Raw genomic sequence first — 26,073 nt, 5'->3', positions numbered from 1 at the left:
AAGCAATTGTTTAATTGGTAAATTTATCAAAAATCGCCACATCGGCGTGTCATCCAATTTTCTGCTTTTAAACTATCCGCTCCTTAGGGAGACTTACACTTTACTCTACCTGCTTCCGTTCAAATGAATCGGGGCATCTTGGTGAAAAGTCACTCAAAAAGATGTTTTATATCATATTTGTTTATCCCGAAGATTCCTTAGTTGGGATAAACTTAAACGTGAAAAAGTCGGATACACGCCAATTTTTTATAACTCCGGGATGATGCAACTCTTTTTTAAAGTTATAGCATATTGGGACAACGGGGCAAATTTAGTTTGGTAAATGCCGGTTAAATCAATAGACCCGATGAAAAGGATAGCAACACATTTCTGCTCTTTAATGTTATTCTGTTTGAGCACCGGTGCCTCATTAAATGCCCAAATCCCTCTTTTAAATGGCTCAAACAGCGATTATAAGGTTCCTTTTGAAAAAACAACCGTCGTATCTGCGGCTGCCCGAATCGGCGGCAGCGGTATTCCTGACTGGCCTCCGGCAAAAGTTAAAATAGGCTATATTGTCCCTTCCAATCGTACTCCCCAAGCCAATTATAAAGAGAACCTGCAATTTGCCATAGAAATGGCACAAATGTGGTTTCGTGATAATATGGAGCAGAATGGTTTCGGGCCGAAGACGTTTATTTTTGAAACGGAAGAGGATTCTCCCCGACCCAAAATCCATCTGGTCAACGTTCCTGAAACGGACAGTTATCTGAGAGGGAATAATGGGGGGGAGTTATTTGACAGAACAAGGTTTGCCGCCAAAAATGCAGGTCTAACCATTGATTTGGAAGGGGAAGTATGGGTACTTATTCCGGAGACACAGGTACAGCTTCCGGATGGAAGTTTTATCGGCGGGCTTGCCATGGGGGGTGGGGGTGAAAGTGGAAACGGCAATAGATCGGCGACGGCTGAGTTGGGAAGTAACGTCATTCAATTATTCAATCCACAACGGTTGTTGGACAATACCAATTATGCGGGTCAAATTGTTCCTGAATTGGGCCCTTATCCTTTGGTTCAGGATGTTTCTTTTGCCTGGTTTGAAAAGAATACATTCAGTACCGTAGCTTCTTCCTATCTGGGAGCTTTATGCCATGAAATGGGTCATGCCTTTGGTCTACGTCACGATGCTCGTCATGACGAAAATTTTTTCGGAGGATTGATGGGCAATGGACTCAGGGGGATAAGAGGCAGCTTTTTTCCTGCTCTTTATCCAAATGACTATACACGATTGGAATATGGGGCAGCATTAATGTTAAATGAAAGTTATTATTTCAACCGTCATAGAAAAGCAAGCCTGTACAGGCCCAATTTAACGGTCTTAACCAACGGAACAGTCAGTCCCGTTGTAGGGGGCGGGTTATTGAATATACGATTTGTCGCTTCCGGTTCTGACAGTATAGCTTATGCACATTTATACGACAATAACGGACAGCTCATTGACGAACTTGTAATAAACCGATTGAATATAGATACTACGTTTAGAACGCCTTATTATCAGGCGGGAACGACTAACTCATTCAGTATTGCCGTAGGTGACAGGCAGGGAAACCGAACCGTTTCTCCCGGTTTTACTTTATCAGTAACGGTTGGCAACCAAGCTCCCAAGCCTTATTTGAAAATTTATTATCCTAATGCCCCTTATTCGGGCAATGGCACTCGCTTTGATGCCGGTTATACCACAGATTCCAACGGTGATTCGTTTACTGCTGAATTTGATGTTAACAACGACGGTGTTTTTGAGACGCCTGCTCTCAATGCTCACAATTACGACTATGTGATTCCACAAACCGGGCCTTATCGGGCACGTATTCGGGTTACGGATTCCAACGGAGCTTCTGCTGTTTCAAGTCCTGTCAGTGGAAATTATGGGAAGAATTGCGGCATTGATCCCCCCATTATTTATGGCGTAAATACCATTTGTCCGGGTTCTGCCACTAAACTTTCTGTTTATGGCTGTTACGGGACATTTTTGTGGTCAAACGGCGAAACCACACCTTCTATTACGGTCAGCCCAACTTCCACGACAAATTATACGGTGACCTGTAATTACGGCTGTGCACCTCAGGTAAGTCAGTCATTTACCGTCAAGACAGTGAACGATACTGCGGTAGTTTCGGCTACCGCTTCATCGGGAGTTCAGCAGGCTGCTCAAAGCCTTGTTTCCACGCAGGAAATACCCGTCGGCAATACGGTGATATACAGGGCGGGTAATAGTGTCAGTTTACTTCCCGGTTTTCAGGCTTTTAAAGGAAGTGCATTTGCTGCGTTGATCAGGCAATGTGGAACACCGATGGCTCAAGCGGATAATGCGTCCGTCACAGCGGGATACGCCAAGAAAATTAACATCCTGTCCAACGATTTTAACCCTGATGGTTCGGCCATTACGAATTTGACACAGGTTACTTTACCCGTGATCATTGTCAACCCAACCGGAGGAACGGCAACGGTCAACTCGGATGGAACCATCAGCTACTTCTCAAATGAAAATACCGGTACTGATAGCCTGGTGTATTGGGTCTGTAATAGAAATAATCCCTCTTTCTGTACTACTTCTAATCTAAAATTAACGTTGAACGGCGGGTTTCCCCTGCTTCCTAATGCCGATTTTGAGAACTCGGTTGACTTTGTAAGCGGCAGTTCTTTTTCATATTGGCTAAAAGACGGCTTGAAACCCGATCAGGCCGTATTTTCATGGCTAACGGGGCAGGGGCGTAATGGCTCCAACTGCATCCGGATTTATTCGGGACCGGCATCGGGACCGGTACAAAGCAATGATGTGCAGGCGTATCGGATTATTTTGCTTGCTCCTTATACCAATTATGTATTGAAAGGCTGGGTTAAAACCGAGAACATTACCACCAATGCCAACGCCGCAGGAGTAGGGGGATGTTTAAGTGTCGTGACAAGCATAAACAGTGCTGATTTTCCACCGAGAAGTAAAGACCTAAAGGGCACAACTGACTGGACACAAGTGCTGCTTCCTTTCAACTCCGGCGATGGTCATGTAAGAATCAGTTGCCGTTTGGGTTTTACCTACCAAGAGTCGGAAGGAACCGTTTATTTTGATGACCTGAGGATAGAGCTGCTTTAGGTAAACGTTGCTGATGGGTTTTCATTTTAACAGCCGCACCGGCTTAGCGGCCAATCCCCTTGGCCACTGCATAGACAAAATACCTTTTGCGATTGAAAACAGTTTGGTACTGCTGATTTTAACCATTTTTTTCTTTCCGGTCATTATTGGTTTGGTTTTGTAAACTTTTTCTAAATTTTAAAAACATGATATATACCTCAAAATTCAACGTTAAGAATAAGTGGGCTACCGGGCTTTCGATGCTGTTAACACTTGGTTCTGTAGTAGCTAACGGACAACTTGCTACGATCAACGCCACAAACGGTTCAATTACCATTACCCCAAAAGGACTGAAAGGAAGTACCAACAATGTTAATGATTCGACCAATATCGCTTTCGGTACGGATGCTCTTAAATCCAATACAGACGGTTATGAAAATACTGCTGTTGGGGTTTACGCCCTTCAATTCAATACAACGGGGCATTACAATACCGCCAATGGCTACAGAGCGCTCATTTCCAATACAACAGGGTCTAACAATACCGCAACCGGTGACAATGCTCTCCCGGCAAACTCTACAGGCACCTTTAATACCGCTGACGGGGCTTTTGCGCTTAAAGCAAATATGGTGGGTAGCTACAATACGGCGGCAGGGTATTTTGCGATGTATTCAAATTTGTCGGGCGGTTACAATACAGCCAATGGAAGCAATGCGCTGAATGCCAATACGACCGGTTATTTCAATACGGCCGGTGGAGGGTATGCGCTTCCGGCCAATACGACCGGCTCTAACAATACAGTTTTCGGCTATTTAGCAGGGACGACAATCATTTCCGGTAGTAATAATACCTTATTAGGGGCGAACTCAAATGCCACGGGTGATTTTACTAACGCCACAGCGCTTGGTTCCAATGCCAAAGTAGATGCGAGCAACAAGGTTAGAATTGGCGATGGAAGCGTTACAGTCATTGAAGGACAGGTAGCCTGGAGTAACCCTTCCGATCGCCGTTTAAAAGAAGATATTGTTTACACAAATCGTTTAGGACTGGACTTTATCAACCGTTTACAAACGGTCTCCTTCAACTTCATTACTGACAAAGCCCGTGTTCGGCACGATGGCTTTATTGCTCAAGATATTGAGATTGTTATGAAAGAACTGAATGTACCTTTCAGCGGATTGAAAAAATCGGTGGATGGTATGTATTCTCTGGCCTATTCTGATTTTGTAATTCCGTTGGTAAACGCAATCAAAGAACAACAGCAGCAAATTCATCAACAGCAAAAACAAATCAATGAAATGGAAAAACAAAACACATCTTTGGAAGAACGGCTGTCTGTATTGGAGCAAATATCTGCTAAGGCTACAACGATTAAATCAGCTAATAAATAACCTCAACCGGTTGGCCGCGTTTTATCAAAAATTACATAGCGAGCAGTTCGATAATTTTTACAGAAAAGAAAGGATTAAGTACATTGGCTAAACTACTTACTGTTAATTGCCTTAAATTTATTTAAGGCAATGTTCTCAGTCTTAGGTTGTATCTAATGATGGTCTGAATTCAAATTCCTGCTGATAGCAGCGACCTGTTTTAATCTTAATGTGAATTCGGTAAACAACAGCAGTAATAAATTTGGGATCGTCATGATGATTCTCACCTAAATGGCCTACTGTTTCATTGGCAAATATCGGAACCCTGCGGTCTCTGAGCAGATAAACAGCATATTCCCGTTTCTCTCCCTGCAACTCTTCAAATTCACCTTGGATAACAATACTGCACCAGACTCCGGGGCTGACCATATCATCTATTTCAAAAGCCACATTGGGGTTTTTTCTGAGCATTTGCAGCTTAGTGCCCTCGCGGGTAATGCCATAGATGTACCGGCCATCAAAGCAGAACATCATCGGTGCAATCAGGACTTGGTTATCGGCGGAGCAAGCCATACGGCCAAAATACTGGTTACTCAGCAGATGGTCGATAACTTCAGGTGAGATTTCAGTGAGCATGGCTGAGAAGAAAGAGGTTAATTATGCTTTAAAGTCGATTGTTATTGCCGTCTGATTCAAATACCAGCCGGCATACCGTTTTAACAATTGTTTTAGAATACGAATAAGAAAATTCTCTCATTCGTATTCTAAAACCAATAGGCTCTTTTTAAACGGTTGCCGGTTCGGGCTGCCCTTTTTTACTCAGGTATTTCTCTAGGATATCCGGCATTTTTTCAAAGGCTTCACTCAGTCCTTTAGATTGTTTGGTGGGAACAAATTGAATTTGGTCGCCCTTTGTAACCAGAAACCCAATGGGATCAATTCCGACACCTGCTCCGGCACCGCTTCCCTCGCCATGCCCCTGCTTTTTGTCCTCGCCTTCACCACCTCCAAATCCAAACCCCATTCCGATACGAATGACCGGAACACAGGAATAATTACCTAACTGGAAGGCTTGGCCTACGACGGTTTCTGTTTTTGATTCAGTACGAAGAAACTCCGTTACTTTATTAAGCACGTCATTGATTGAAGATTCCATAATAATAAACAGTTTATAAGTGGTTATGAACGAATAAATGCTTTGATAATGCGATAAGGACGATTCTCAATGATAATTTTTAAAGAAAGATCGCCGGTGAAGTTGATCTGTAAATGATAGTTTGAATTACTTAATAATCTGAATACCGGATACAGGTAGGCATTGAGCAGGTAATCATCGGTATCTATGCTGAGTTCAAACGTATGAACTTGAAATGTTTTTAAAACACGGATGGCTTTACGGACAATTATCCGAATGGGTAAATGTTGGTTAACTGTACCGGAATCGGACGTTTCAAGTACAGATTTACCCGGTCTGCTTCGGCTCTTGCCCGGTTTCCATGGATCTATCAATGTAGTCCATCGTATTATTGATAGTTGAATGACCCCATTTTGAAGAAATTGAGCAACGATCCACTTTCCCCAGTGTAAGGAATAAAGATGCTTTTTGCTGTCTATTTCCAAAATCAAAGGCGCCGTTATGAGCCAAGTAATTACTCCTGCCGGCAAACCGAAAACGAGTCCAATCCAAAAGTACCAAGCCATAATTCAGGCGGAAATTTAAAGCGAAAGGTTATTGAGCCAAATAGCCCCCATCAATTGGGTAATATGAACCGGTAACAAATGAAGCTTTGTCAGAAGATAGCCAAATGACGAGTTCCGCCACTTCTTCCGCTGTTCCAAATCGGCCGATCGGATGAAGTGACGTCAACATTTGTTTAGCTTCTTCAGGCAGCTGATCCAATAACGGAGTATCAATATACGCCGGTCCGACAGCATTAATACGAATCCCCCGCGAAGCATACTCTAAAGCTGCTGTCCGGGTAAGTCCTACCACTCCATGTTTGGCAGCCACATATCCCGGAGCCTGCGCTGTACCGACCTGACCCAGAATAGAAGCCATATTGACAATAGATCCGGCCACATTCTGTTTCAGCATGACTTGCAGTTCATACTTGAGACAATAAAATACGCTATTGAGATTGGTATTGATAATTTTCAGCCAGCCTTCCGTTGAATAATCGGCTGTCTGATTCATTTCTCCACCGATCCCGGCATTATTACAGGCCATATCCAGTTGTCCAAAGGCTGAAACTGTTTTTTCCACAAGCAGGCTGCATTGCACGGGATCTCCTACATCTGCTTTGTAAAATTGAGCATTGATGCCCGTCGAAACCATTTGCTCTGTTACTTTCCTGCCTAACGCATCGTTGACATCGGAAAGCATTACATTTGCCCCGAGCTGTCCATATAAAAGCGCAACCGCCTTACCGATTCCCGAAGCAGCACCTGTAACCAGCGCCGTCTTCCCTTTTAAGTATTTATCCATTATTCTGAAGATTAAAAAAAGGTCTGTCGTTAAACCTGACAGTTTAAAATAACGCCTAACGTATCCGTTATGAAATGACTAACTACGCTTGATCAACTGATAATAATCACTTTGTTTTGTGCCGGTTTATTTGTTTCTGAAATTCGCTCGATTTTAGGGTAAAGCAGATTTGGCCCATTCATCGACCATTGACAGGGCTACCTTTACGTTTGATTCTTCCATTCTTAATTCATCATTTGGGCGAAGCAACCAAAATGAACGTGACCCGACCAGTTTACCCTTCTTTTTCAGTATCAATTTTTCCAGTGCTTTTTGCGAAGATTCGGTTGAGCCGGAGCCGAGCGTAATGGCTATAACAGGTTTATCGGTTATTGAAGTTTTCTCAATAAACCCCGTAACAGCTCGATCCGGACGCCAATTATAGGTATTGGCACAAAAAACATATGCTTCAAAATCAGCAGCATTTAGCTTATCGGCGGCAGACACCGTGGCGACCTTTACCTTTATTCCACGTTTTGCCAATGCTTTTCCGAAAGTGACGCATACCTTTTCATCCAAATTGCAAATCGGATCGGGGTCATACACAATCAAGACTTGCTTTTTACCATTGCCGAGATCAATGCTTTTTGGCGGCCCTTTGGCCTCTGTCCAAACAGTAAGTATTGTCCAAACAACCAAGAGTCCGGAAAAGGCAAGAACAGTAATAATACTGATCGCTTTTGTTTTCATTTGTAATTTGGTAAAAGTATTATGCTTACTGCCGTAATGAGCGTTCCGGAGATCTATTATTTTGCTGAACTAGTTTCTGATTTTTGCAATGATCGGTATCATTCCAGGTATACCCTGCTTTACGAAGTACTTTCGCTTTCAGTCCGAAGGTAGTTTGGAAGAGTTTTTCAAATGCATTAATGGTTATAGTTGGATAAATCACGAGCCATTTTGGTCCGTTTTCCTTTCGACTTATTTTATGAAGCGGGATATTGCTTACTCCTCCCCTGATTGTGCGACCTTCCGGAGTATAAATCCGTAATTTTAAGAACGGAAAATGTCTTTGCCAATGCTGATTGAGTTGCAGTGCGGTAAGTAAGGTGGTGATGACAAAAGGTTTCATCTTTTATAGGTCTTACCAATTGAGATTGACTAGTTGATAAGGATATCCTGTTCCGTCCAGTAGTGTTCATTGCCATCCCACCAATCCAAAATCACATGCCAAAAACCGGAGCTAAGTTGCTGAGTTGAGACGACATGTCGTGGAAACGGTTGTTTTGGAACGGTTACCTGAAGAGGTTTTTCCCCACCAAAACGTTTTTGAAAAATAATCTCCGCATTTTTACAGGAGTCCGGTAAAACAAAAGCAAGTTGTTTAAGAGCAGCTTCAAATTTCATGGGATCTATTGTATTAATGATAGCAATGATACAATAGTTTTATAGGATCTAATGTGACCAACGTCAGCTAATGGGTTGACTTATATCAGATTAACGGACTGCCGTCCAATAATTTGTACTTATGACCGGAAAGGTCTGATTTCGATTTTAGTCCATAGCCGGTTAATTTGAAATAAGCGCATCATGTCCGCAATTTATGGATGATTGCCTATTTGTTTGCGGGTATGCGAGTCAGTGATGTACTTCGTCTTCGATGGAGTAATTTTCAAATTTTACAACGCAGCAGACGGATGAGGCATTGGATCCCGGGGTGAGCGCGTATTCACAAAAGAAAATTAAAAAACAATAGTTTAAACTTTAAAACCATGAAGACTTCAAGAGCAAGATGGTAGCACTTAAAATTTGTACATTTACCGTTTCGGTGGTTCGGGCTATCCGTGTAGATTTTCAGAAAGATATACTCCGTGTAGCGGCAATTTATAATTTAATTCAAAAAATTTTTGCAGAACTGTAATTTTTGATGTTACTTTGAATTTCAAAGTGCTTTTAAATGAAAGAAGAGCAAGATTATATTCGAGACATCGTTCAGATACGCACCATTATGGAGCGTTCGTCCAAATTTCTGTCGCTGGCCGGTTGGGCAGGCGTCATGGCAGGCCTGTATGCATTGGCAGGAACATACATTGCCTATGAAGTTCTTGATTTTAATCCGGACAAAATCATTTATACTGCCACAGGCAGTTTATCGAAGGTCATTGGTCTGGCCCTTATCGTTCTACTGTTGGCAATAGGCACAGCTATTCTTCTTTCCTACAATAAGGCAACTAAAAGAGGCGAAAAACTTTGGAATGCTATCGTAAAACGGCTCATAATCAATATGGCAGTTCCGCTGATCGTTGGTGGGCTTCTGATTCTTATTTTGATCGCTAAGGGGTTGATTGGTTTTATACCCCCATTCAGTCTGTTGTTTTATGGTTTGGCCCTGTTCAATGCAGGCCGGTTCACCTATGAAATAATGAAAAGTTTAGGGCTTATCCAGATCGGTTTAGGCTTACTGAGCGCCTACTTTGTTGAGTACGGATTGGTATGCTGGGCGTTAGGCTTTGGAGTAGTTCACATTGTGTATGGCATATACATGCATTATCGGTACGAAAGGTGAAAATATCAATTAATGGTTTACATAAAGCCTTTGAAAGCAGGATCAAGCTCGGTATTATGGCGGCTTTGGCTGTTAATCCTACGCTTGATTTCAATTCACTGAAGGAATTTCTTGATGTAACGGACGGCAATTTGGCAAGCCACCTGAAAGCGTTGGAGAAAGATGAGTTTATTTGTGTGGAAAAATCGTTTATTGACCGAAAAACCAATACAACGTATGCCGCTACAAAACTTGGCCGAAAAGCGTTTAGCGACCATGTAAATGCCTTAGAAAAATTGATCAAAGGAATTGCTTAACAGTTTACCCCCTCAATAACAGATGATTACTGCCGAAAGTGGCTTAGCTGAATTGGAGAAGCTTAAAAGGTTGTAACTATTTTTTTACTTGGTTACTTTGAAATTCAAAGTACTTTAATCAATAATTTAAAAACTATTTATAACGCTTAAAACTAAATGCTCATGACACCGAACAGCAATGTAGTGCAACCATTTTATCTGAATTCCTTGACTAAAAGAATGTTAACAGGTGCAGGAATCGGCCTGTTACTGATCTCCCTTTTTCTGGCGGGCGTCAATCATCCTAACCCGGCATGGGGAAAATTTTGGATGGTTAGACCGCTCATAATCGTTCCTTTAGCCGGCGCCATGGGAGGTTTGTGCAATTACTTTATTTTCCGTTTTCGTAGCCTTGTCGGTCTCAATAAGGCCATTGCAGCGATCGTAAGTGTCATTGTATTTATCATTGGCTTATGGCTTGGCATTGTTTTGGGATTAGTCGGCACGCTTTGGCATTAAACGGTTTTCACGTCCTGATTTGGGCTGTTTTTTTATTATTCAACTTTGAAATTCAAAGCTCTTTTAACTCATACCGCAATGACATTTAAATCACTATCCGCAACCGTACTGACCTTCGGCTTAACTGTGGCCGGTTATGCACAAACGCTCGACAAGGCTAAATTAGATCAATTTTTTGATCGACTTGCCGAAAAAAACAAAGCAATGGGAAGTCTGGTGATTGCCGAAACCGGCAACGCTCTTTACAGCCGTTCGATCGGTTACGGCCAAATCAACGGGGCTGAAAAGAAACCCTTGACCGCAACGAGCCGATTTCGGATCGGCTCGATCACCAAAATGTTCACCGCTGCAATGATCCTACAGCTTGTTGAGGAAGGAAAACTGAAGCTGACCGACCCTCTCAACAAATTCTTCCCACAAATCCCGAATGCCGATAAAATCACCATTGCGCAAATTCTTGCGCATCGCAGCGGTATCCATGATGCCGTTTTAGACAAGAATTTGCGGCCCTCATCAAACACAAATGCCATAACAAAAGATGAATTGCTCGCCCTTATTGCCAAAGGCACTCCTGATTTCGAACCCGACACAAAGCATTCCTACAGCAATTCCGGCTATGTGCTTTTAGGTTTTCTCCTTGAAAAGTTAACCGGTAGATCTTACGGAGAAACTCTCAAAGAAAGAATCACGGCAAAGATCGGGCTCAAGGATACCTACGTCGCGACCGGAAATATAGATGTGAACAAAAACGAAGCACTTACCTATATGAACCTGGACGGCAACTGGAAACCGGTTCCCGAAACCCATCCAAGTCTCCTTTTCAGCGCGGGCGCGATCGTTTCGACACCAAGCGACATGGTCAAATTTATTCAGGCATTGTTTGACGGGAAGGTTGTCTCAAAGGAGAGCCTCGATCAAATGAAAACGATAAAGGACGGTGACGGGGTAGGAATGGAACCCTTCACATTTGCCGGTAAAACCTTCTATGGGCACACGGGCGGGGCCGACAACTATGGCGCGTGGCTGGCTTACCTACCGGAAGAAAAACTGGCAGTCGCTTACACAACAAACGCAAAGGTGTACCCGGTAGCCAACATCATGCGCGGTGTTATCGACATTTATTACAACAAACCATTTACGATTCCCTCCTTAGAATCGGTCGCCGTCAGCCCGGAGGTGTTGGATAAATACGTCGGAATTTATTCGAACCCCGAAGCCCCCGCAAAATTGACGATTACCCGAGAGGGGACAACACTTTTCTTTCAACCGCCGGGAGCACAAACCTCTGCCCCGCTCGAAGCGACGGCAGAGAATAAATTTCAGATTGAGGGTGTGGTAATCATTGAGTTTGATGCCGCGAACAACCGAATGACACTAAAACGGCGCGGTGGAGAAAGGATTTTCACGAAGGAGAAATAACGGAAGGCGGGCGGAACAGCGCGACTCGCAACTATCCAAGGCAGAAGACTAAACGAATGGATACGGCGGTGCCATTTCAGTTCTCAAAAAACGCAGTATTGTTTTAAACATCTAAAAAAACAAAAGTTTTTATGACGGAATTACGCATTCAGGATGTGTCCAAAACCTATTCCGGCGGTCGGTCTGCCGGTGCGCGGCAGACCGACCCCATCGGTATCATGGCCATCATGAATGAGATGATGTCTAACTTGACCATCGTCGAGAAGAACGTGCGCATGTTTACCCTCGAAGGCGCGATGCTGTGGAATCGGCTGCTGCGGCTCGGTTTTGCCTTCGGATCGCTTGCCTTACTCTATCTGCGCTTTCGATTTGCGCATGGCACTGCCACCAATTGGCGGAGCCTAATCATGCGACGTTTTACTATAAAAATACCGTCATCTGCCGCTGCCATCTACAGGACATTAAGCCGTTGCCGTTATGTTCGGGGCAGACAGGAGCCTCTTGATAAAAAACCAACTTCTGACCGGCAAAGGTGTCAGCGGGATGGGTTCGAGCCCCATTTATACCTCTTCAGTTTTATTAATTCTTTTTAATGGACGTGATCTGAATCGGCCCTCCCGGAGCCGGTAACTCTAACTCAGGATGAGGACCCGGGCACCTCCTTTTTACATTACCCGAGATGGTGTAATTCAGGGTTTGTTTATTTTGACTTACTTCCCAGCTACTGTTCACGTCACAGGCCGAGACATACAGATAGCCTCCGGTTGTATCTGCAACAATGAACAAGCCGTTGCCGGAATATCCGGCTTGAAGGCTTTCAATGGTACGGTATGTTGAACCGGCACACCCACAATCCCTATCAACTTTTGTGCATGAAGACGCAAAAAAAAACAATAAAATATGGTAAAATGGAGTCTTGATCAGGAAACGCATTTTAAACGATGTTTGGTGATTTATCAAATAGACCCACTCATTTTAAAGATGGTTGGAAACAGTTAAACAAAAAGTTAATTCCTTAATACTGTTCTTTATTTATCCGGTTCTTATATATTGGCAATACGTCTTCTTCAATTGAATCAGTATAACATTCATTCTCTTTTTACTGCCGGTTTTCAGAGGTGGCCGGTTCTTCATTTCCCCAATTATTTAAACTTCTCAGAATGGCAGTTGAGTTGAGCATCAGAATCTTTCCATTACCTACGGACTACCCTGAGAGGTGATAATCATCGGTTCTAATGGATTGCCTTAAAAAAGCCAACCATAATTGGGTGCAACCCACGAATATGGGTGTGAAAACCGCAGGATGTAACTAAGTTGAAAGAGGGACAGAAGGCGGGACCGAAAACAATACAAGTAAGTATTAACAACCCTTTTTTCTCAGTCCTGCTATGATCCGTAACTGTATTGAGCGACATTATTTTCATTAAATTGTCAAGAAACAATCCATCGTCCTCAATAATTAAAACCTTTTTTTATGATACGCTTTAAAAGCGGCAGTGATATTGATACTGAATAATCTCTGTTAACACAAATAGTATTCCATGGCATGAAGAAGGGTTAACAGTTGATGTTTGTCTTCTAATGTACTTTTAGCAGGACTAAGTGTATCCAACTTTGCCAAAAAAGCCTGTACTGCCAAAGGGGCGGCTAACTCATCGCATTCGTTATAATCAAGGCGATGGGTCATTACAACGATTATCCGGCGCTTCTCCGAAAAAACAGCATGGCTCCAATCGAATGAAATTTCTTCCGCCAATTCCTGAATTGCCAAAAACAAATGAATATTAGTCATAATTATAACGTTTTTAGTAGAAACACTTGTCTAAGCAAATCAGCAAAAAAGCATTGATACTGTTTGTCCGGGGAATTTTGTAGCTGTCAGAACCAAAAATGTAATGTACACTATTTATGCTAAACAAGAAAAAAAGAACTATTAAAAGGTCAGTATAGTGCGCCGTTTATGTGTTGATTTAATTCATTATGAAAATGCGTTAGCTGAACGAATAAATCGGAGCATTAAACCGGACCGGTTTCTATTCGAGTTTTGGCAAGCAGCGAGGGCCTGCCTGCATGAGCCATTAACTCTGCCGAGCGATAGGATGTGCCATCGGAGCGCCGGTACGACCCAATTTGTTTACTCAAGTTACTGCGGTTTATTGGAATAATCTCACCAAATAAATCTAACGTACACGGCTCGTTGATCAGACTATTGATCAATCACTGTTTTTCACTCTTCGACATAGTTAAGCCACCACCGCTTCGTTTAGTAGGTTTCCATAAATTACGCTTTATTTAGAAACACTACTCATTCCAAAAGGAATATGCTATGAACAGAAAATATAAATACGTATTGCCGTTGATATCGTTTATCGTTTTAGCAGGATTACAAATAAGTGGCCTTACCGCTTTTGCACAGGGTCCGGGACAAAGACTACCGCTTCCTCCCATACCTATAAAAGGCGATACGACACATACCCTATCCAAACACTTCACGACAGCCTCTGCCGCAAAAAAAGCACCGGATGCAAAGGGGTTTATTCAACGCTGGCTTGTGCTGGAACCTGTAAAGAAAGATATTGTCAGGAATAATATTTTCACTGACAACTACCTTAGAACAGCTTTTTCGGCCGATAATTTTTCCGGTGATTACACCACAGTTCCCAAAAATGGCGAAACGGTAAAAGTGGGAAACCAAGAACTGAAGTGGTATGCGTTGGACAGCAAGGCATTCAACGTTAATTTATACCATTTTACCTACGCCCTTAACAAGCCAAAATACGGAATACTTGTCTGGCTTGTCACGGTCATCGATTGCCCCGAAGAAATCCAAAACGTCAGAATGGCTGCCGGATGTAATTCCGGCAGTATGTGGTGGTTGAATGGTCAGGAAGCATTGCTGCTTTCCGGTGACAGGGATATGATTGCCGATAATGGTACCTCTGCACGTTTAACACTTAAAAAGGGAAAGAACATCATCCGCGGGGCCGTAATAAACGGACCGGGTATGGCTAATTTTTGTATTCGTTTTTTAGATGAAAAAGGGTTGCCCGTAAAAAATCTCAGTATTAGTTACGAATAACAGTTAGTAGTCTGTTTAAGCTAATTAAAACAAATCAATACATGAAAAGAGTGAAAGTGATCGGCCTGACAACTATAGTAGTTTTATTGATAACACAGACAGCCATAGCACAGATCGGAAGACCATTTATCCATGATCCCTCAACCGTCACTGAATGTGACGGCAAGTATTACACCTTCGGCACAGGCGGTGGCGGATTAATTTCCGAAGATGGTTGGACATGGTATGGTGGCGGGGTGAGACCGGGTGGAGGAGCGGCTCCTGATGTCATCAAAATTGGGGATCGTTACTTGGTTATATATGGGGCAACCGGTGGTTCACCCAACCACAAAGGAGCGATTCTTACCATGTGGAACAAGACATTAGACCCAAAGTCCCCTGATTTTAAGTATTCTGAACCAATTGTCGTGGCAACGTCGGATGGTTATGAAGAGAACGACGCCATTGACCCGGGTGTTATGTCAGATCCCACTACGGGACGCCTTTGGTTAACCTACGGCACCTATTTTGGATTCACTCGCTTGATCGAATTAGACCCCAAAACAGGAAAACTCAAGGCAGGAAATAAACCCGTGGATGTAGCCATCGTATGTGAAGCCAGCACGTTAGTTTATCGCGACGGTTGGTACTACCTGCTTGCCACGCATGGCAGTTGCTGCGACGGTGCCAACTCTACGTACAATGTGGTGGTGGGTCGTTCAAAAAAAATAACAGGCCCTTACCTCGATAATGTAGGAAGAAGTATGCTGGAAGGGGGTGGGAAAATGGTGGTAGCTACCCGCGGAGGTTTAATAGGCCCCGGGCATTTCGGACACATCATTCTTGAGAAAGGCGTTGAAAAAATGTCCATCCATTATGAAGCTGACTTAGAGCAGGGTGGCCGAAGCGTATTAGGCATCCTTCCGGTGGTTTGGAAAGATGGATGGCCTGTTGCAGGAGAAAAGTTTAAAGAAGGTACGTATGAAATTGAATCCGTAAGAAGAGGATATGGATTAGAATTGGCCGTTGATTTTACAAGAATGCCGGTTGGACCACGGGGATTTGGCCCGCCCAACAATGACCCAATAAAACCCGTTCCGGCCCAGCAACCGGCCGAAGTAATGAAAAACTGGCCAACAGGTACAATTAATTTGAGAATAGGCGACTACATGTCCCGTCCCCATCAAAAATGGACGATTACCGATGCTCCTGATACGACCGGATATTTAGGTGGTCCCTATTATAAAATTGTACTTGCCGGAACAGATCGGGCATTAGCTGCCACTGCCGATGCAGAAGTAATAACAGTACCGGCATTTACCGGCACACCTGAACAGTTATGGCGAATTGATCAATTGACGGATGGTACCTACAGAATAATGCCTAAGATCGTACCGAATTCAGGAAAGAAGTTAGCTCTGGTATCTTCCGGAGACAGCACACCAACCTTGGCAGAATTTGATTTTAACAGTGATAATTCTAAATGGAATTTTAGGGCTCACTAAGAATATTCTTTGTGTATGTCGTCAAGCCAAAAGACTGAACCTGATGACGTACCTGTGTGACATCGGCAATCCGGTCTATAAACTGTCTCAGCGCAATTAAGCCAACTTTACCGATTTCAGTATTTCATTCTGAGGTATACTGCCAAAGACGGGAAAATCATCGATGATTTTGAAAGTTCAGAAAATGAATAGCCCAAAGAGTTTTTGAAATTATTCGACAAAGAAAAATGGGGAGTGGTGGACTTACATGCTTTGTGCGTTCTCTATCACAACGATAAAACACTGACCCAAGATACGTATCAAATTATTGATACGTATGATTTTACTGTTTTTCACCTGAGGTAAAAATGATACACTTTTACAAAGTCGGCCGAGTAAAACCACTTGATATATTGTCCTGCGCAGAAGGTAAAGACGGATGTGACAGAAGCGAATAAGAGTTGTGAGGGGTGTTCCGGTAGGACTTCTCCCGCAAATGCAACCCAACAAAGCTACTTTTTGAAGTTCTTTTGGTAGGACGACACAGGGCATCATTACTGAAAGCTGTTTTAAAAAAAAGATGTCATATTTTCCTTTTCGTGAGTATTTATTATATTTAACAATCTTTTGTGCATATTCTTTAATTGATTCATAAAAAGGAGTTGAAAACGCATTTTATGCTAAATAAGGAATAAAAAGCCATATTTTGGTAAATGGAGCACGGATCAAAAATAATTGAAAAGGAAGAGGGAGTTACTATCACAAGATCAGCCCTTAGCAGAAGGTAAATAGCCCTAAAAGACACTGGTTCACAAAATACAAACGTCTTATAACTGCGGGGTTGTATTAAAAAATTGCCCGATGCCTGCCCGAGCTAAATGGTAGCGGGGCAACTGTCCGGTTGAATGGTTATTTAAAGAGTAGGGGCGTCTACACGCTTGCATAAACCATAGCAATCCGCGCAATATACAATTAATTAAAAAGCGAAATCTTAGATGCCTTACAATAAAATCAACACCATATTCAAAAAATTGTTGAAGACATAGTTGAAGAAGCGGGAAACATATGTTCGTTACCCTGTTCCACTTGTTTACAAAATGCGCTACCTGTTTTTCGGATTAGTATTATTAAACATATAAGCCACATATATAACTCAACGTTATGAATAAATATTTTACTTTTTTTGCCGAAACCCATACCTGTATTTTAAAACCGCTTCTTTTTCAGATAGTCCTGTCCTACATTCCGGAGAAAGGGATTAAAAATACTATTTAGAAAAACGTAAGCTTTTACAGCAAAACCTTGCAGTAATGAAAGCTTGTGTAATGTAAAGTTTATACATGGTTCCGGAAGATGCATTCCTTATCAGGTTCTTTCCGCTTAAAGTAATCCAAATGGAATTTTTATAAATTCTTTGGATACTTATATATTATCCACATACGTTTATATTTGTTATGAAAAAAATAAAAAACTACGTTTCTTTATTAAGAGTCCATCAGTGGGTTAAAAATACTTTTATTTTTCTTCCTGCTTTCTTCGCATTAAAAATTAAAGATATTGCTATCGTTGAACAGTTAATTGTCTGCTTTTTTGGATTTTCACTTTTAGCGAGTGCTGTATATATATTCAATGATATGCTTGATGTCGAAAGTGATAGATTGCATCATGTAAAACGACATCGCCCTTTAGCCTCTAAAGCGGTATCTTTTAACGAAGGAATTATATTAATACTGGTTTTATTAATGGTGGGTTTGTCTGTTTTTATTTTTTTTATTAAAAATGAAGCAGCTATATATTTAGTACTTTTGTATTTGTTTCAAAATATTTTATATACTGTAAAATTAAAACATATTTCACTTCTTGATGTTGTTCTTATTTCAGTTGGATTTGTGCTTAGGATTTTAATAGGCAGTATAGTTTCAGATACAATTTTATCCCATTGGATTATTATAATGACCTTTGTCTTAGCTCTATTTCTTGCATTGGCTAAACGACGAGATGATGTCTTGAGCTATAATCAAACAGGAGTTGAAGTTAGAAAAAATATACAGGGGTATAATATGACTTTCCTTGATGTATCTATCACAATTATGTCCACTGTGGTAGTCGTAGGTTATCTAATGTATTGTACATCTGAAGAGGTAGTTTCCAGATTGGGCGATAATGTTTATTTTACAGCTTTTTTTGTGATATTGGGAGTATTAAGATACCTGCAATTAACTTTTGTGTGGCTGATCAGCGGCAGTCCAACGATGGTATTACTTAAAAATAAATTCCTTCAATTAATTATTATTGGCTGGATTTCGTCATTTTTTATTATTATTTATATGAAAAAATAAGTTAACTCCTTCCCGGATGGAAAAATATGTAAAAACAAGTCGACTCTTTTTTTTGTGCGGATATTTTTTTATTAGTTTATTCGCAATAATCCTGTTGTTGACTTCATTGTCTTTTTTTTGCCATATCTCCTTATCGTATTGGCACTTTCCCTTATCGGTTCTTTTGGCCTTTAGTTTAAATTATTTCTCCGGTTATCATTTATTCAAAGACCGAACTTTATTTTTTAAATCATTGGCGATCATCGTTGCCGTAATGATCACCTCTATTACTATTGCTGTTCTTGTTTATGATGTTTCTTATGATGGTCAGGCGTATCATCAGGAAACGCTTATTCAGTTGAAAAATGGTTGGAACCCTTATTTCGACCTATTACCAACTACCGTAAACCAGGCATTATATATCAATCATTACTCTAAAGGGGCTGAAATTTCAGAAGCCGCTATCTATCTGTTTCTTAATAAAATTGAATCAGGAAAAGCCTTGAATATAATGCTTTTATTCGCAGCGTTTTCCTTGACATTTTCACTGCTGCTGCAAATCATTAAATTACCTATCCTGAAAATAATTTTGATAAGCTTATTCTTAAGCTTAAACCCAATAGTTGTTAATCAACTTCTGACTTATTACGTAGACGGCCAATTGGGTTCTATCCTTCAATGTATGCTCGTCTCATCTCTTTTTATTATTATTTACCCAACGCGTTATTATTTTCTTCTGTTTGCTTTTACCGTTATTGTTCTTGTTAATACCAAATTTACTTCAGTAGTATATGCCGTTCTCTTGTTGTTCTGCTTTATTGGCTGGATTTTTTTTAACAGAAGACACCTGTTATATAAAATCATAATTGTGTCTGCAATATCGGGAATAATTGGTGTTGTACTGGTTGGCTTTAATCCTTATGTGAAGAATTTATATGGATTTGGGCATCCGTTTTACCCTGTTATGGGGAAAAATAAGGCTGATATTTTGACTTATAACTTTCCGGCAACGTTTATAAACAAGAATACATTTGAAAAGTTTTATATATCCTTATTTGCACATACGGGTAATCCTACTTCTACCAATGGTAAAGAAGTGAAATTAAAAATTCCTTTTACTTTTAATAAAGAGGATATAATCAGTGCATCCAAAATTGATGCCCGCATTGCCGGCTTTGGACCTTTATTTAGCGGAATTCTCGTAGTATCATTCTTGTTACTGTGTGTTTTACTGTTCTTTTATCAATTTAACAGGATCATTAAAAACACTTTGTTTTTATCAGGAATACTTTTGATTTCTTCTTTGGTTAATCCCGAATCATGGTGGGCGAGGTATATTCCGCAGTTTTGGTACATTCCAATAATAATTTTATTGGCCGGTGAATTAATGCCGACAAAGTATAATAAAGTGTTTAAGGGTATTTTATATTTAAGTCTGGCAGTAAATATCGGATTTACTTTTATCGGTATAGGTTGGAATATATTCATGACCGGACTGATCAATTACCAAATGGATAAATTAAAATATTCGGAGGAGATAGTTACCGTAGAGTGGGGGAGCGCAAAAAGTAACCGTATTCGGTTTGAAGAAAAAGGAGTCCCTTATTTAGAACGAAAATTGGACGGTCTGAAAATTGAAAATGTTATTCGTTCTGATTCCAGATTTATTGTTCCGGAAAAGAGTAAAAACGTAACAAAACCCCCTATACTTATATGGGCGCAGAAATTTATACCGGAAGGAAAGTAGTTGCTGTTTTCGACTTCGATGGCACTATTATTAATAAAGACAGTCTGCCTATGTTTATTTGGTTTTCCGTCAAATGGCCCGGATTGATTAAAGGCACCTTAAAAACACTGCCTGCGGTACTGCTATATGCTCTTAAACTCATGCCTAATGATAAAGCAAAAGAAACACTTTTCAGTGCTTACTTTAAAGGTATCTCGCTTACTGCATTTGATGATTTATGTGGAAAATTTATGCATTTGCTTCAACAACAGGTAAGAAAGGATGCCTTTGATAAAATAAAATGGCATCAGCAAATGAAGCACGAAGTAATAATCATTAGTGCTTCCCCTGAAAATTGGATCAAGCCTTGGGCCGGCCAACTGGGAATATCTACTGTATTAGCAACACAAATTGAGACGGTTAACAATCACATCACCGGGAAGTTTGCTTCTAAAAATTGTCATGGCTTAGAAAAAGTAAACAGACTGTTGGCTTATTTACCGGATCGAACTTCTTATGAACTGTATGCGTATGGAGACAGCAACGGAGACAAAGAATTACTGGAGATTGCTGACCATAAGTTTTATCGAACGTTTAATTGAACTCTTTATAGCTGAAGCGGTAAAGAATTTCCGGGTAGTGATTGGAAAGGTGTTGATGAGCACGGAGAGACAAAATTATTCCGACCTGGACGCTGCTTCAAAAAAGCTTTTACCACTTCGCTACGATGAATAGCTGCCCCATCCGCATGGGCCGTCCGACTGTCATGCAGGAGTAGCCCCTTTTGACGGGGGCACCCTTTAGATTTGTCCTATGGTAAAATTCTAAGATTGGGTATTTTTATTAACCAGTAAATAGGGTGGGTTTTCCTAAGGGGGCGCAGAGAATTTACTCTATGCGCGGATTCAGGTCCTGCTCTATAGTACTTACCGGAACTCAAATAGAAATTAGGCAGGGCCGCCTGTGCCGAGTTTCGTTCTGTTCAAAGCTAATAAAAAATGGCTTTGGTTAGCTTTAGACAGAGCCTCTCGACAGGTCGTGGCTTTGCATGTGGGTGACCGAGGGGCTGCCGGAGCGCTGGGATTATGGCATGCTTTAGCTGATCATTATCGGAAAAGGCTACCTTTTATACTGATGACTGGGAGGCCTACAAACAAATCATTCCGACGGCACAACATCTCTTCGGCAAACGAAAAAAAGATACAAATCATGTATAGCGTTTCTTTTGTACTTTGCGTCAACGTGCTTCGCGTTTAGTCCGCTTAGGGCTCTCTTTTTCTAAAAATATCGTTCGACATATAAATTCCATCCGATTTATTGTCACGCATTATAATCTCTTATTATAATCTTAGGACTACCTAAAAATAAACTCTTCAAATTTATTCCGGCAGCTTTGAGAATATTACAAATTTCATTGAAGAGATTTTGGATTTCAAATAAATTATTGTGCTATCTTTCTTGAGGGGTAGACATACCAAGGTGTTGTTTTAAGTTTGGCCACTCAAAATTCACACTTATTTGGGAGTCTTTTCCAAAAGTTTAAACAGCTTCGCTGTATAAATAAGCTGCCACTTTTACCACTAGATAACTTTTTGCAAAATTTTGCACCCAATTTGAGAGTTTAAAGGGGTGCATTTCAAATTGTCGTCTAATGTCTTTAACTTAGGGCATGACAGAAGACGAATACATGGCCTTAGCCCAACAAAAGTACCAAGAGCTGCATCAGCTCAAAACGCCGCCTACCTTTTACGATTATGAAAAATCGTTCGACCAAATCTGGACGGATTTAGGTCGTCAAGTGCTGGAGAAAAGTCTAAGCAAAGTACCGGCGGACCACCGTAAAAAAAAAGATGACGACAAAGTATGGGAGAATAGAAATAGCTAATACAGAGTCTTTTAGTTGTCATCTGTCAGGTTTTGGTATTAGTCCCTACTTACAGGAAAAATTACTTTATTTGGCCCAAGAGGGGACTTATCTGGAAGCGAGCCAAACAGGGGAAAGTTTATTGAATTTAAAAATTTCACCTGTTCAGATTTATCGTCTTGCCAATCATTATGGGCAGTACATTGAAGCGCCATTAAATGATACTCTTATTGATAAAGAGCCGCCTGTAAAACAACAGAAAATCGCAGCTTAACTTTTTGTCCACTTAACTATTGCAATTCCAGTTTGCTGGATGAGCAATAGATGGGACATTGTTAGGCAAAGTATTGAGCCTTATGAGGTAGCTGTAACCATAGCAGCTTAGCGACAATTTGTAATGCACCCGTTTAAACAAGACTTCCTTTTTATATTTATTAGTTTCAACGACTCTGTTTTTTGATGATGAGCCGTAAAATGAAAAAGTTTATTTTTATATTGAATTGTCTTGATTATTGATTACTGGGTCCTGCTTGGCTATTAAGATTTTCTGTTATATTTTTCTCCTTACAACCCTTGAACCATGAAAAAACCATCTTGGGGTACCTTGGCTGAACGCTATAGTGTCGAACAGCCACAGCGCAAACTTCTGGCCCTTGACGGGGGCGGTATTCGCGGACTGATCACGCTGGAAATTTTGCTGGAGTTGGAAAGCCAACTAAAGAAAAAACTCGAAAGAGGCGATGACTTTCGACTATCAGACTATTTTGATTACATTGCCGGCACCAGTACGGGAGCCATTATTGCCGCCGGTCTAAGCCTTGGAATGTCGGTGCAAACGTTGATTGACTTCTACCTCGAAAAAGGCGAAGCAATGTTTGATAAAGCGTTTTTGGCCAATTTTGGACGCAATTTTTATAAAGACAAAAAATTAGCCCAAGAGCTGAAAACAACGTTTGGCGATGGAACGAACTTGTTTTTAGACAGTGGAAAATTTCACAGTTTATTGTTGGTGGTTACTATGAATCGTTCCACTGATTCTCCATGGCCGATCAGCAATAATCCCTTAGCGAAATTCAATGATCCTGATCGGGAGGATTGCAACCTAAAAATTAAACTATATCAATTGGTGCGGGCCAGTACGGCTGCCCCGGCTTATTTTCCGCCTGAAACTTTGCAATGGGATCCCAATGATCCGGAAAAGACATTTGTCTTTGTGGATGGCGGAGTAACTCCGTATAATAATCCGGCATTTCTTTTGTTTCGAATGGCTACCCAGCCTGCATATAAACTTAATTGGAAGACCGGGGAAGATAACTTACTCCTTGTCTCTGTCGGAACGGGCTCTTCACCTACGCCCGGTGGTTACGGCAACTTTTTGGATACCCTCAAATCACTTCCTGACAACCTGATGTACGCCAGCCAGGTAGATCAAGACATTAACTGTCGCATCTTTGGTTGTTGTGCTTATGGAGCCCACATTGACCGGGAGCTGGGCGATTTGGTTTTACCCGAAGAAGCACTGTCTAACCCTGATCGAGAAAAACGCCTTTTCCGTTATATCCGTTACAATGTTAATTTGAGCCAAGAGGGATTGGAAGAAATAGGCCTCTCACATATTGAGTCCGAGCACGTTCGCCAACTTGACTCGGTTAAGTTTCTGGATGAGCTTCAGGAAGTAGGCAGGGAGGCTGCCAAACAGGTCAAGATTTCTCACCTTGGTAAATTCGTGTAATGATGGAAGCCTTTATCGTGCGCCCGTTTGGAAAAAAAGAAATTATAAAAAAAGACAAATCGACCGGCGAATTAACTACGGTAACGTTTGATTTTGACATAGTTGATAATGAATTGATTGTCCCTGCTATAAAGACAGCAAATCTCACCGGAGGTACTACCGGTAAGATTTTTGAAGCCGGTGATATACGGGAAGACATGTTCTCATTGCTCCTGTTTGCGGATGTGGTCATTGCGGATATTACCATTCACAATGCCAATGTATTTTACGAGCTGGGCATACGCCATGCCTTGAGGGATAAAAAAACGATTCTGCTTAAATGTCCCGGATTTGACGAAACTCCCTTTGATATATTAGGGTACCGATATGTTAATTACAACAAAGATAAACCGGCTGATGCGCTTGACAATCTGGTTCAGGCGATAAATGAAACATTACGTTCGGATAGGAAAGACAGTCCGGTCTTTAACGTACTTCCTTGGCTAAAAGCTACCAATACCGAGCAATTTCTGATTATACCGGATGACTTCAGAAAAGAGGTTGACCTTTACATTAGAAGTAAGCAAACAGATCGCTTGGCTTTATTGACCGAAGAAGTCAGAGGGTTTTTATGGGAGGTACCTGCTTTGCGTATAATAGGGCAGGGACAGTTTCAATTAAAAGCGCTTGAAGGGGCTAAGCAAACTTGGACACAAATAGAAAAGCGAAATCCTCATGACCGCCAGGCGAATGATCGGTTAAGTACGATCTACAGTCGCTTAGCCGAAATAACTACTTCAGGCCTGAATCGTTTGGAGTATCTGGCCCTGTCTGATCAGGCCATAACACAACTGTTAGAAACCGACGCCGTACTTGAGCCGAGTACGAATTCAGAAGCTTACGCTTTGCGCGCTCGTAATGCTAAGTCCCGTTGGATGGGAGTGTGGGCCGATAAGCCGGCCGGCACTGAACGGCAAATTACTGCCTTAGTATCGCCTTTTCTAAAGCAGGCGTACGAAGACTATGAACGTGGGTTTAACGAAGATCTAAATCATTTTTATTCCGGGGTTAATGCCTTGGGTTTATTATCAGTCATTGTCGCCTTAGCCGATGCCAATCCGGAGACTTGGGAATTGGAGTATGAATCAGAGGCTAAAGCACAACAAGCCTTGCAGGAATACAAAGATCGTCATCAGCAACTGGGTATCGTTGTAATGGCTTCGCTTGAGGCAACCCAAAAACGACTGCAGAGAACTCAGAAAGAAGACCCTTGGCTGTCTATTTCACTGGCAGATGTTAACTGTTTAGTGCTGAAACATCCTGAACGCGTAGGTCTGCTTTACAGAAAAGCCCTGAGTGATTTAAGAGGATTTAATTTGGATTCTGCTCAGCGACAGTTGTTGATTTACAGGCAATTAGGTATTTTGGTGGATAATGTTGATGCTGCGTTGAAGCAGTTTCCTCCACTCTCAACGCAGGTAGTGGTTGAAAAAATGAATTACCTGCTGTTTACCGGCCACATGATTGATAAAAAGGGGCGTGTTGATGTGGCAGGTAACCCTAATCCGCGTTTTCCTCCTGAAAAAGAAACTGAATTCCGTCAGGCAATTTATGATGCGGTCATGCGAGAGCAGAAGAAAGTAAAAGGACCATTGGTTGGACTGGCGGGTGGTGCCTGTGGAGGAGATATTTTGTTCCATGAAGTATGCAAAGAACTTGGTATTTCGACGCAATTGCTGATAGCCTTACCGCGCGATCAATTTCTGAAGGAATCAGTTCAGTTTGCCGGACCTGACTGGGTCGATCGTTTTGATGCGCTTTATGGTACTTTGCCGACTGAGATCCTGTCGGAAACAAAAGAACTGCCCAATTGGCTCCAAAAGAAAGAAAACTACTCTTTTTGGGAACGTAACAATTTATGGATGCTGCACAAAGCCTTGGCGAACGGAGGTCAATACATGACGCTGATTGCCCTGTGGGATGTTAAACCGGGCGATGCCGGTGGCGGTACTGAACACATGGTTAATCAGGCCAAGGCACGGGGGGCAAAGACGGTAATTATTGATGTGAAAAAATTGCTTTGATAGAATAGGATTTGCCGAAAAGGATATACTGTTAATGTCGACCTGAAACTCCGATTTTCCGGCCAAAGTTTTACGTCAATCAGTGATATACACTTCGGCTTTTCGT

The 26,073-nt window shown here is 41.5% G+C and carries 26 protein-coding genes; 17 read left to right on the top strand and 9 right to left on the bottom strand.

Going from position 1 to position 26,073, the window contains the following annotated elements; translation table 11 throughout:
• Window positions 1-346 precede the first annotated feature (346 nt).
• Together ACQY73_RS06570 and ACQY73_RS06565 are read left to right on the top strand one after the other, a co-directional pair.
• A complete protein-coding gene (locus tag ACQY73_RS06570; protein WP_428663138.1) occupies window positions 347-3,130 on the top strand; it encodes a 3-coathanger stack domain-containing protein in 2,784 nt (927 codons plus the stop codon).
• A 185-nt stretch (window positions 3,131-3,315) separates the two neighbouring features.
• A complete protein-coding gene (locus ACQY73_RS06565) occupies window positions 3,316-4,500 on the top strand; it encodes a tail fiber domain-containing protein (protein WP_428663135.1) in 1,185 nt (394 codons plus the stop codon).
• Window positions 4,501-4,641: 141 nt separating this feature from the next.
• On the opposite strand, the gene ACQY73_RS06560 is transcribed toward ACQY73_RS06565, so the two are convergent.
• The 7 genes from ACQY73_RS06560 to ACQY73_RS06530 all read right to left on the bottom strand — a co-directional run bounded on the left by ACQY73_RS06560 (window position 4,642) and on the right by ACQY73_RS06530 (window position 8,350).
• On the bottom strand, window positions 4,642-5,115 hold the full coding sequence (locus ACQY73_RS06560) for a pyridoxamine 5'-phosphate oxidase family protein (RefSeq protein WP_428663132.1): 474 nt from the start codon (window positions 5,113-5,115) through the stop codon (window positions 4,642-4,644).
• A gap of 148 nt (window positions 5,116-5,263) precedes the next feature.
• On the bottom strand, window positions 5,264-5,635 hold the full coding sequence (locus ACQY73_RS06555; protein ID WP_428663130.1) for a GerW family sporulation protein: 372 nt from the start codon (window positions 5,633-5,635) through the stop codon (window positions 5,264-5,266).
• A 23-nt stretch (window positions 5,636-5,658) separates the two neighbouring features.
• Window positions 5,659-6,180, bottom strand: coding sequence for a hypothetical protein (locus tag ACQY73_RS06550; protein ID WP_428663127.1), 522 nt, complete (start codon window positions 6,178-6,180; stop codon window positions 5,659-5,661).
• A gap of 28 nt (window positions 6,181-6,208) precedes the next feature.
• Window positions 6,209-6,964, bottom strand: coding sequence for an SDR family NAD(P)-dependent oxidoreductase (locus ACQY73_RS06545; RefSeq protein ID WP_428663124.1), 756 nt, complete (start codon window positions 6,962-6,964; stop codon window positions 6,209-6,211).
• 153 nt (window positions 6,965-7,117) lie between these two features.
• Window positions 7,118-7,693 (bottom strand): hypothetical protein, encoded by a 576-nt coding sequence (locus tag ACQY73_RS06540; protein WP_428663120.1) that lies wholly within the window; start codon window positions 7,691-7,693, stop codon window positions 7,118-7,120.
• Window positions 7,694-7,718: 25 nt separating this feature from the next.
• Complete coding sequence (locus ACQY73_RS06535; protein WP_428663117.1) at window positions 7,719-8,075, bottom strand: hypothetical protein; 357 nt, start codon at window positions 8,073-8,075, stop codon at window positions 7,719-7,721.
• 29 nt (window positions 8,076-8,104) lie between these two features.
• Window positions 8,105-8,350: a hypothetical protein gene (locus tag ACQY73_RS06530; RefSeq protein ID WP_428663114.1), complete on the bottom strand. Its 246-nt coding sequence runs from the start codon at window positions 8,348-8,350 to the stop codon at window positions 8,105-8,107.
• Between the two features lie 550 nt (window positions 8,351-8,900).
• Here ACQY73_RS06530 and ACQY73_RS06525 point away from each other — a divergent pair.
• The 5 genes from ACQY73_RS06525 to ACQY73_RS06505 all read left to right on the top strand — a co-directional run bounded on the left by ACQY73_RS06525 (window position 8,901) and on the right by ACQY73_RS06505 (window position 12,315).
• Window positions 8,901-9,509, top strand: a complete 609-nt coding sequence (locus ACQY73_RS06525; RefSeq protein ID WP_428663111.1) for a hypothetical protein — start codon at window positions 8,901-8,903, stop codon at window positions 9,507-9,509.
• Entirely contained in the window at window positions 9,506-9,805 is a 300-nt protein-coding gene (locus ACQY73_RS06520) for a winged helix-turn-helix domain-containing protein (protein ID WP_428663109.1), read from the top strand. The genes ACQY73_RS06525 and ACQY73_RS06520 overlap by 4 nt, the downstream gene beginning before the upstream one ends.
• A 162-nt stretch (window positions 9,806-9,967) precedes the next feature.
• On the top strand, window positions 9,968-10,303 hold the full coding sequence (locus ACQY73_RS06515; protein ID WP_428663107.1) for a potassium transporter KefB: 336 nt from the start codon (window positions 9,968-9,970) through the stop codon (window positions 10,301-10,303).
• A 78-nt stretch (window positions 10,304-10,381) separates the two neighbouring features.
• Window positions 10,382-11,722 (top strand): serine hydrolase domain-containing protein, encoded by a 1,341-nt coding sequence (locus ACQY73_RS06510; protein ID WP_428663104.1) that lies wholly within the window; start codon window positions 10,382-10,384, stop codon window positions 11,720-11,722.
• A 131-nt stretch (window positions 11,723-11,853) separates the two neighbouring features.
• Window positions 11,854-12,315: a hypothetical protein gene (locus ACQY73_RS06505; RefSeq protein ID WP_428663101.1), complete on the top strand. Its 462-nt coding sequence runs from the start codon at window positions 11,854-11,856 to the stop codon at window positions 12,313-12,315.
• Here ACQY73_RS06505 and ACQY73_RS06500 read toward each other — a convergent pair.
• A complete protein-coding gene (locus ACQY73_RS06500) occupies window positions 12,302-12,655 on the bottom strand; it encodes a hypothetical protein (protein WP_428663098.1) in 354 nt (117 codons plus the stop codon). The genes ACQY73_RS06505 and ACQY73_RS06500 overlap by 14 nt on opposite strands.
• 589 nt (window positions 12,656-13,244) lie before the next feature.
• Entirely contained in the window at window positions 13,245-13,514 is a 270-nt protein-coding gene (locus ACQY73_RS06495) for a hypothetical protein (RefSeq protein WP_428663096.1), read from the bottom strand.
• Between the two features lie 534 nt (window positions 13,515-14,048).
• Between ACQY73_RS06495 and ACQY73_RS06490 the strand changes: the two genes are divergently transcribed.
• The 10 genes from ACQY73_RS06490 to ACQY73_RS06445 all read left to right on the top strand — a co-directional run bounded on the left by ACQY73_RS06490 (window position 14,049) and on the right by ACQY73_RS06445 (window position 25,967).
• On the top strand, window positions 14,049-14,801 hold the full coding sequence (locus ACQY73_RS06490) for an acetylxylan esterase (RefSeq protein WP_428663093.1): 753 nt from the start codon (window positions 14,049-14,051) through the stop codon (window positions 14,799-14,801).
• A gap of 41 nt (window positions 14,802-14,842) precedes the next feature.
• Window positions 14,843-16,285 carry a family 43 glycosylhydrolase gene (locus ACQY73_RS06485; RefSeq protein WP_428663091.1) on the top strand — a complete coding sequence of 481 codons (1,443 nt, stop codon included), beginning with the start codon at window positions 14,843-14,845 and terminating at the stop codon, window positions 16,283-16,285.
• 204 nt (window positions 16,286-16,489) lie between these two features.
• On the top strand, window positions 16,490-16,630 hold the full coding sequence (locus tag ACQY73_RS06480; RefSeq protein WP_428663088.1) for a hypothetical protein: 141 nt from the start codon (window positions 16,490-16,492) through the stop codon (window positions 16,628-16,630).
• Window positions 16,631-17,718: 1,088 nt separating this feature from the next.
• Window positions 17,719-18,603: a UbiA prenyltransferase family protein gene (locus ACQY73_RS06475; RefSeq protein ID WP_428663086.1), complete on the top strand. Its 885-nt coding sequence runs from the start codon at window positions 17,719-17,721 to the stop codon at window positions 18,601-18,603.
• A 16-nt stretch (window positions 18,604-18,619) separates the two neighbouring features.
• The gene (locus tag ACQY73_RS06470; protein ID WP_428663084.1) at window positions 18,620-20,329 is read left to right on the top strand and encodes a hypothetical protein; all 1,710 of its coding nucleotides are present in this window, start codon (window positions 18,620-18,622) and stop codon (window positions 20,327-20,329) included.
• Window positions 20,296-20,910 carry an HAD family hydrolase gene (locus ACQY73_RS06465; RefSeq protein WP_428663081.1) on the top strand — a complete coding sequence of 205 codons (615 nt, stop codon included), beginning with the start codon at window positions 20,296-20,298 and terminating at the stop codon, window positions 20,908-20,910. The genes ACQY73_RS06470 and ACQY73_RS06465 overlap by 34 nt, the downstream gene beginning before the upstream one ends.
• A 1,067-nt stretch (window positions 20,911-21,977) precedes the next feature.
• A complete protein-coding gene (locus ACQY73_RS06460; protein WP_428663079.1) occupies window positions 21,978-22,193 on the top strand; it encodes a hypothetical protein in 216 nt (71 codons plus the stop codon).
• The gene (locus tag ACQY73_RS06455; protein ID WP_428663077.1) at window positions 22,159-22,446 is read left to right on the top strand and encodes a hypothetical protein; all 288 of its coding nucleotides are present in this window, start codon (window positions 22,159-22,161) and stop codon (window positions 22,444-22,446) included. Before ACQY73_RS06460 ends, ACQY73_RS06455 begins: the two co-directional genes overlap by 35 nt.
• Window positions 22,447-22,752: 306 nt before the next feature.
• A complete protein-coding gene (locus ACQY73_RS06450; protein WP_428663075.1) occupies window positions 22,753-23,904 on the top strand; it encodes a patatin-like phospholipase family protein in 1,152 nt (383 codons plus the stop codon).
• Entirely contained in the window at window positions 23,904-25,967 is a 2,064-nt protein-coding gene (locus tag ACQY73_RS06445) for a tetratricopeptide repeat-containing protein (protein WP_428663072.1), read from the top strand. Before ACQY73_RS06450 ends, ACQY73_RS06445 begins: the two co-directional genes overlap by 1 nt.
• Window positions 25,968-26,073 lie beyond the last annotated feature (106 nt).

Source organism: Runella sp., from assembly GCF_965279615.1.
Classification (GTDB): Bacteria; Bacteroidota; Bacteroidia; order Cytophagales; family Spirosomataceae; genus Runella.
This window is presented reverse-complemented; position numbering and strand designations above follow the sequence as displayed.

What these genes read in the sequence shown, in the direction of transcription:
- ACQY73_RS06570 (WP_428663138.1), top strand. Translation starts at nt 347, where the DNA reads ATGAAAAGGATAGCAACACATTTCTGCTCTTTAATGTTATTCTGTTTG.
- ACQY73_RS06565 (WP_428663135.1), top strand. Translation starts at nt 3,316, where the DNA reads ATGATATATACCTCAAAATTCAACGTTAAGAATAAGTGGGCTACCGGG.
- ACQY73_RS06560 (WP_428663132.1), bottom strand. Translation starts at nt 5,115, where the DNA reads ATGCTCACTGAAATCTCACCTGAAGTTATCGACCATCTGCTGAGTAAC.
- ACQY73_RS06555 (WP_428663130.1), bottom strand. Translation starts at nt 5,635, where the DNA reads ATGGAATCTTCAATCAATGACGTGCTTAATAAAGTAACGGAGTTTCTT.
- ACQY73_RS06550 (WP_428663127.1), bottom strand. Translation starts at nt 6,180, where the DNA reads ATGGCTTGGTACTTTTGGATTGGACTCGTTTTCGGTTTGCCGGCAGGA.
- ACQY73_RS06545 (WP_428663124.1), bottom strand. Translation starts at nt 6,964, where the DNA reads ATGGATAAATACTTAAAAGGGAAGACGGCGCTGGTTACAGGTGCTGCT.
- ACQY73_RS06540 (WP_428663120.1), bottom strand. Translation starts at nt 7,693, where the DNA reads ATGAAAACAAAAGCGATCAGTATTATTACTGTTCTTGCCTTTTCCGGA.
- ACQY73_RS06535 (WP_428663117.1), bottom strand. Translation starts at nt 8,075, where the DNA reads ATGAAACCTTTTGTCATCACCACCTTACTTACCGCACTGCAACTCAAT.
- ACQY73_RS06530 (WP_428663114.1), bottom strand. Translation starts at nt 8,350, where the DNA reads ATGAAATTTGAAGCTGCTCTTAAACAACTTGCTTTTGTTTTACCGGAC.
- ACQY73_RS06525 (WP_428663111.1), top strand. Translation starts at nt 8,901, where the DNA reads ATGAAAGAAGAGCAAGATTATATTCGAGACATCGTTCAGATACGCACC.
- ACQY73_RS06515 (WP_428663107.1), top strand. Translation starts at nt 9,968, where the DNA reads ATGACACCGAACAGCAATGTAGTGCAACCATTTTATCTGAATTCCTTG.
- ACQY73_RS06510 (WP_428663104.1), top strand. Translation starts at nt 10,382, where the DNA reads ATGACATTTAAATCACTATCCGCAACCGTACTGACCTTCGGCTTAACT.
- ACQY73_RS06505 (WP_428663101.1), top strand. Translation starts at nt 11,854, where the DNA reads ATGACGGAATTACGCATTCAGGATGTGTCCAAAACCTATTCCGGCGGT.
- ACQY73_RS06500 (WP_428663098.1), bottom strand. Translation starts at nt 12,655, where the DNA reads ATGCGTTTCCTGATCAAGACTCCATTTTACCATATTTTATTGTTTTTT.
- ACQY73_RS06495 (WP_428663096.1), bottom strand. Translation starts at nt 13,514, where the DNA reads ATGACTAATATTCATTTGTTTTTGGCAATTCAGGAATTGGCGGAAGAA.
- ACQY73_RS06490 (WP_428663093.1), top strand. Translation starts at nt 14,049, where the DNA reads ATGAACAGAAAATATAAATACGTATTGCCGTTGATATCGTTTATCGTT.
- ACQY73_RS06485 (WP_428663091.1), top strand. Translation starts at nt 14,843, where the DNA reads ATGAAAAGAGTGAAAGTGATCGGCCTGACAACTATAGTAGTTTTATTG.
- ACQY73_RS06475 (WP_428663086.1), top strand. Translation starts at nt 17,719, where the DNA reads ATGAAAAAAATAAAAAACTACGTTTCTTTATTAAGAGTCCATCAGTGG.
- ACQY73_RS06470 (WP_428663084.1), top strand. Translation starts at nt 18,620, where the DNA reads ATGGAAAAATATGTAAAAACAAGTCGACTCTTTTTTTTGTGCGGATAT.
- ACQY73_RS06465 (WP_428663081.1), top strand. Translation starts at nt 20,296, where the DNA reads ATGGGCGCAGAAATTTATACCGGAAGGAAAGTAGTTGCTGTTTTCGAC.
- ACQY73_RS06460 (WP_428663079.1), top strand. Translation starts at nt 21,978, where the DNA reads ATGACAGAAGACGAATACATGGCCTTAGCCCAACAAAAGTACCAAGAG.
- ACQY73_RS06455 (WP_428663077.1), top strand. Translation starts at nt 22,159, where the DNA reads ATGACGACAAAGTATGGGAGAATAGAAATAGCTAATACAGAGTCTTTT.
- ACQY73_RS06450 (WP_428663075.1), top strand. Translation starts at nt 22,753, where the DNA reads ATGAAAAAACCATCTTGGGGTACCTTGGCTGAACGCTATAGTGTCGAA.
- ACQY73_RS06445 (WP_428663072.1), top strand. Translation starts at nt 23,904, where the DNA reads ATGATGGAAGCCTTTATCGTGCGCCCGTTTGGAAAAAAAGAAATTATA.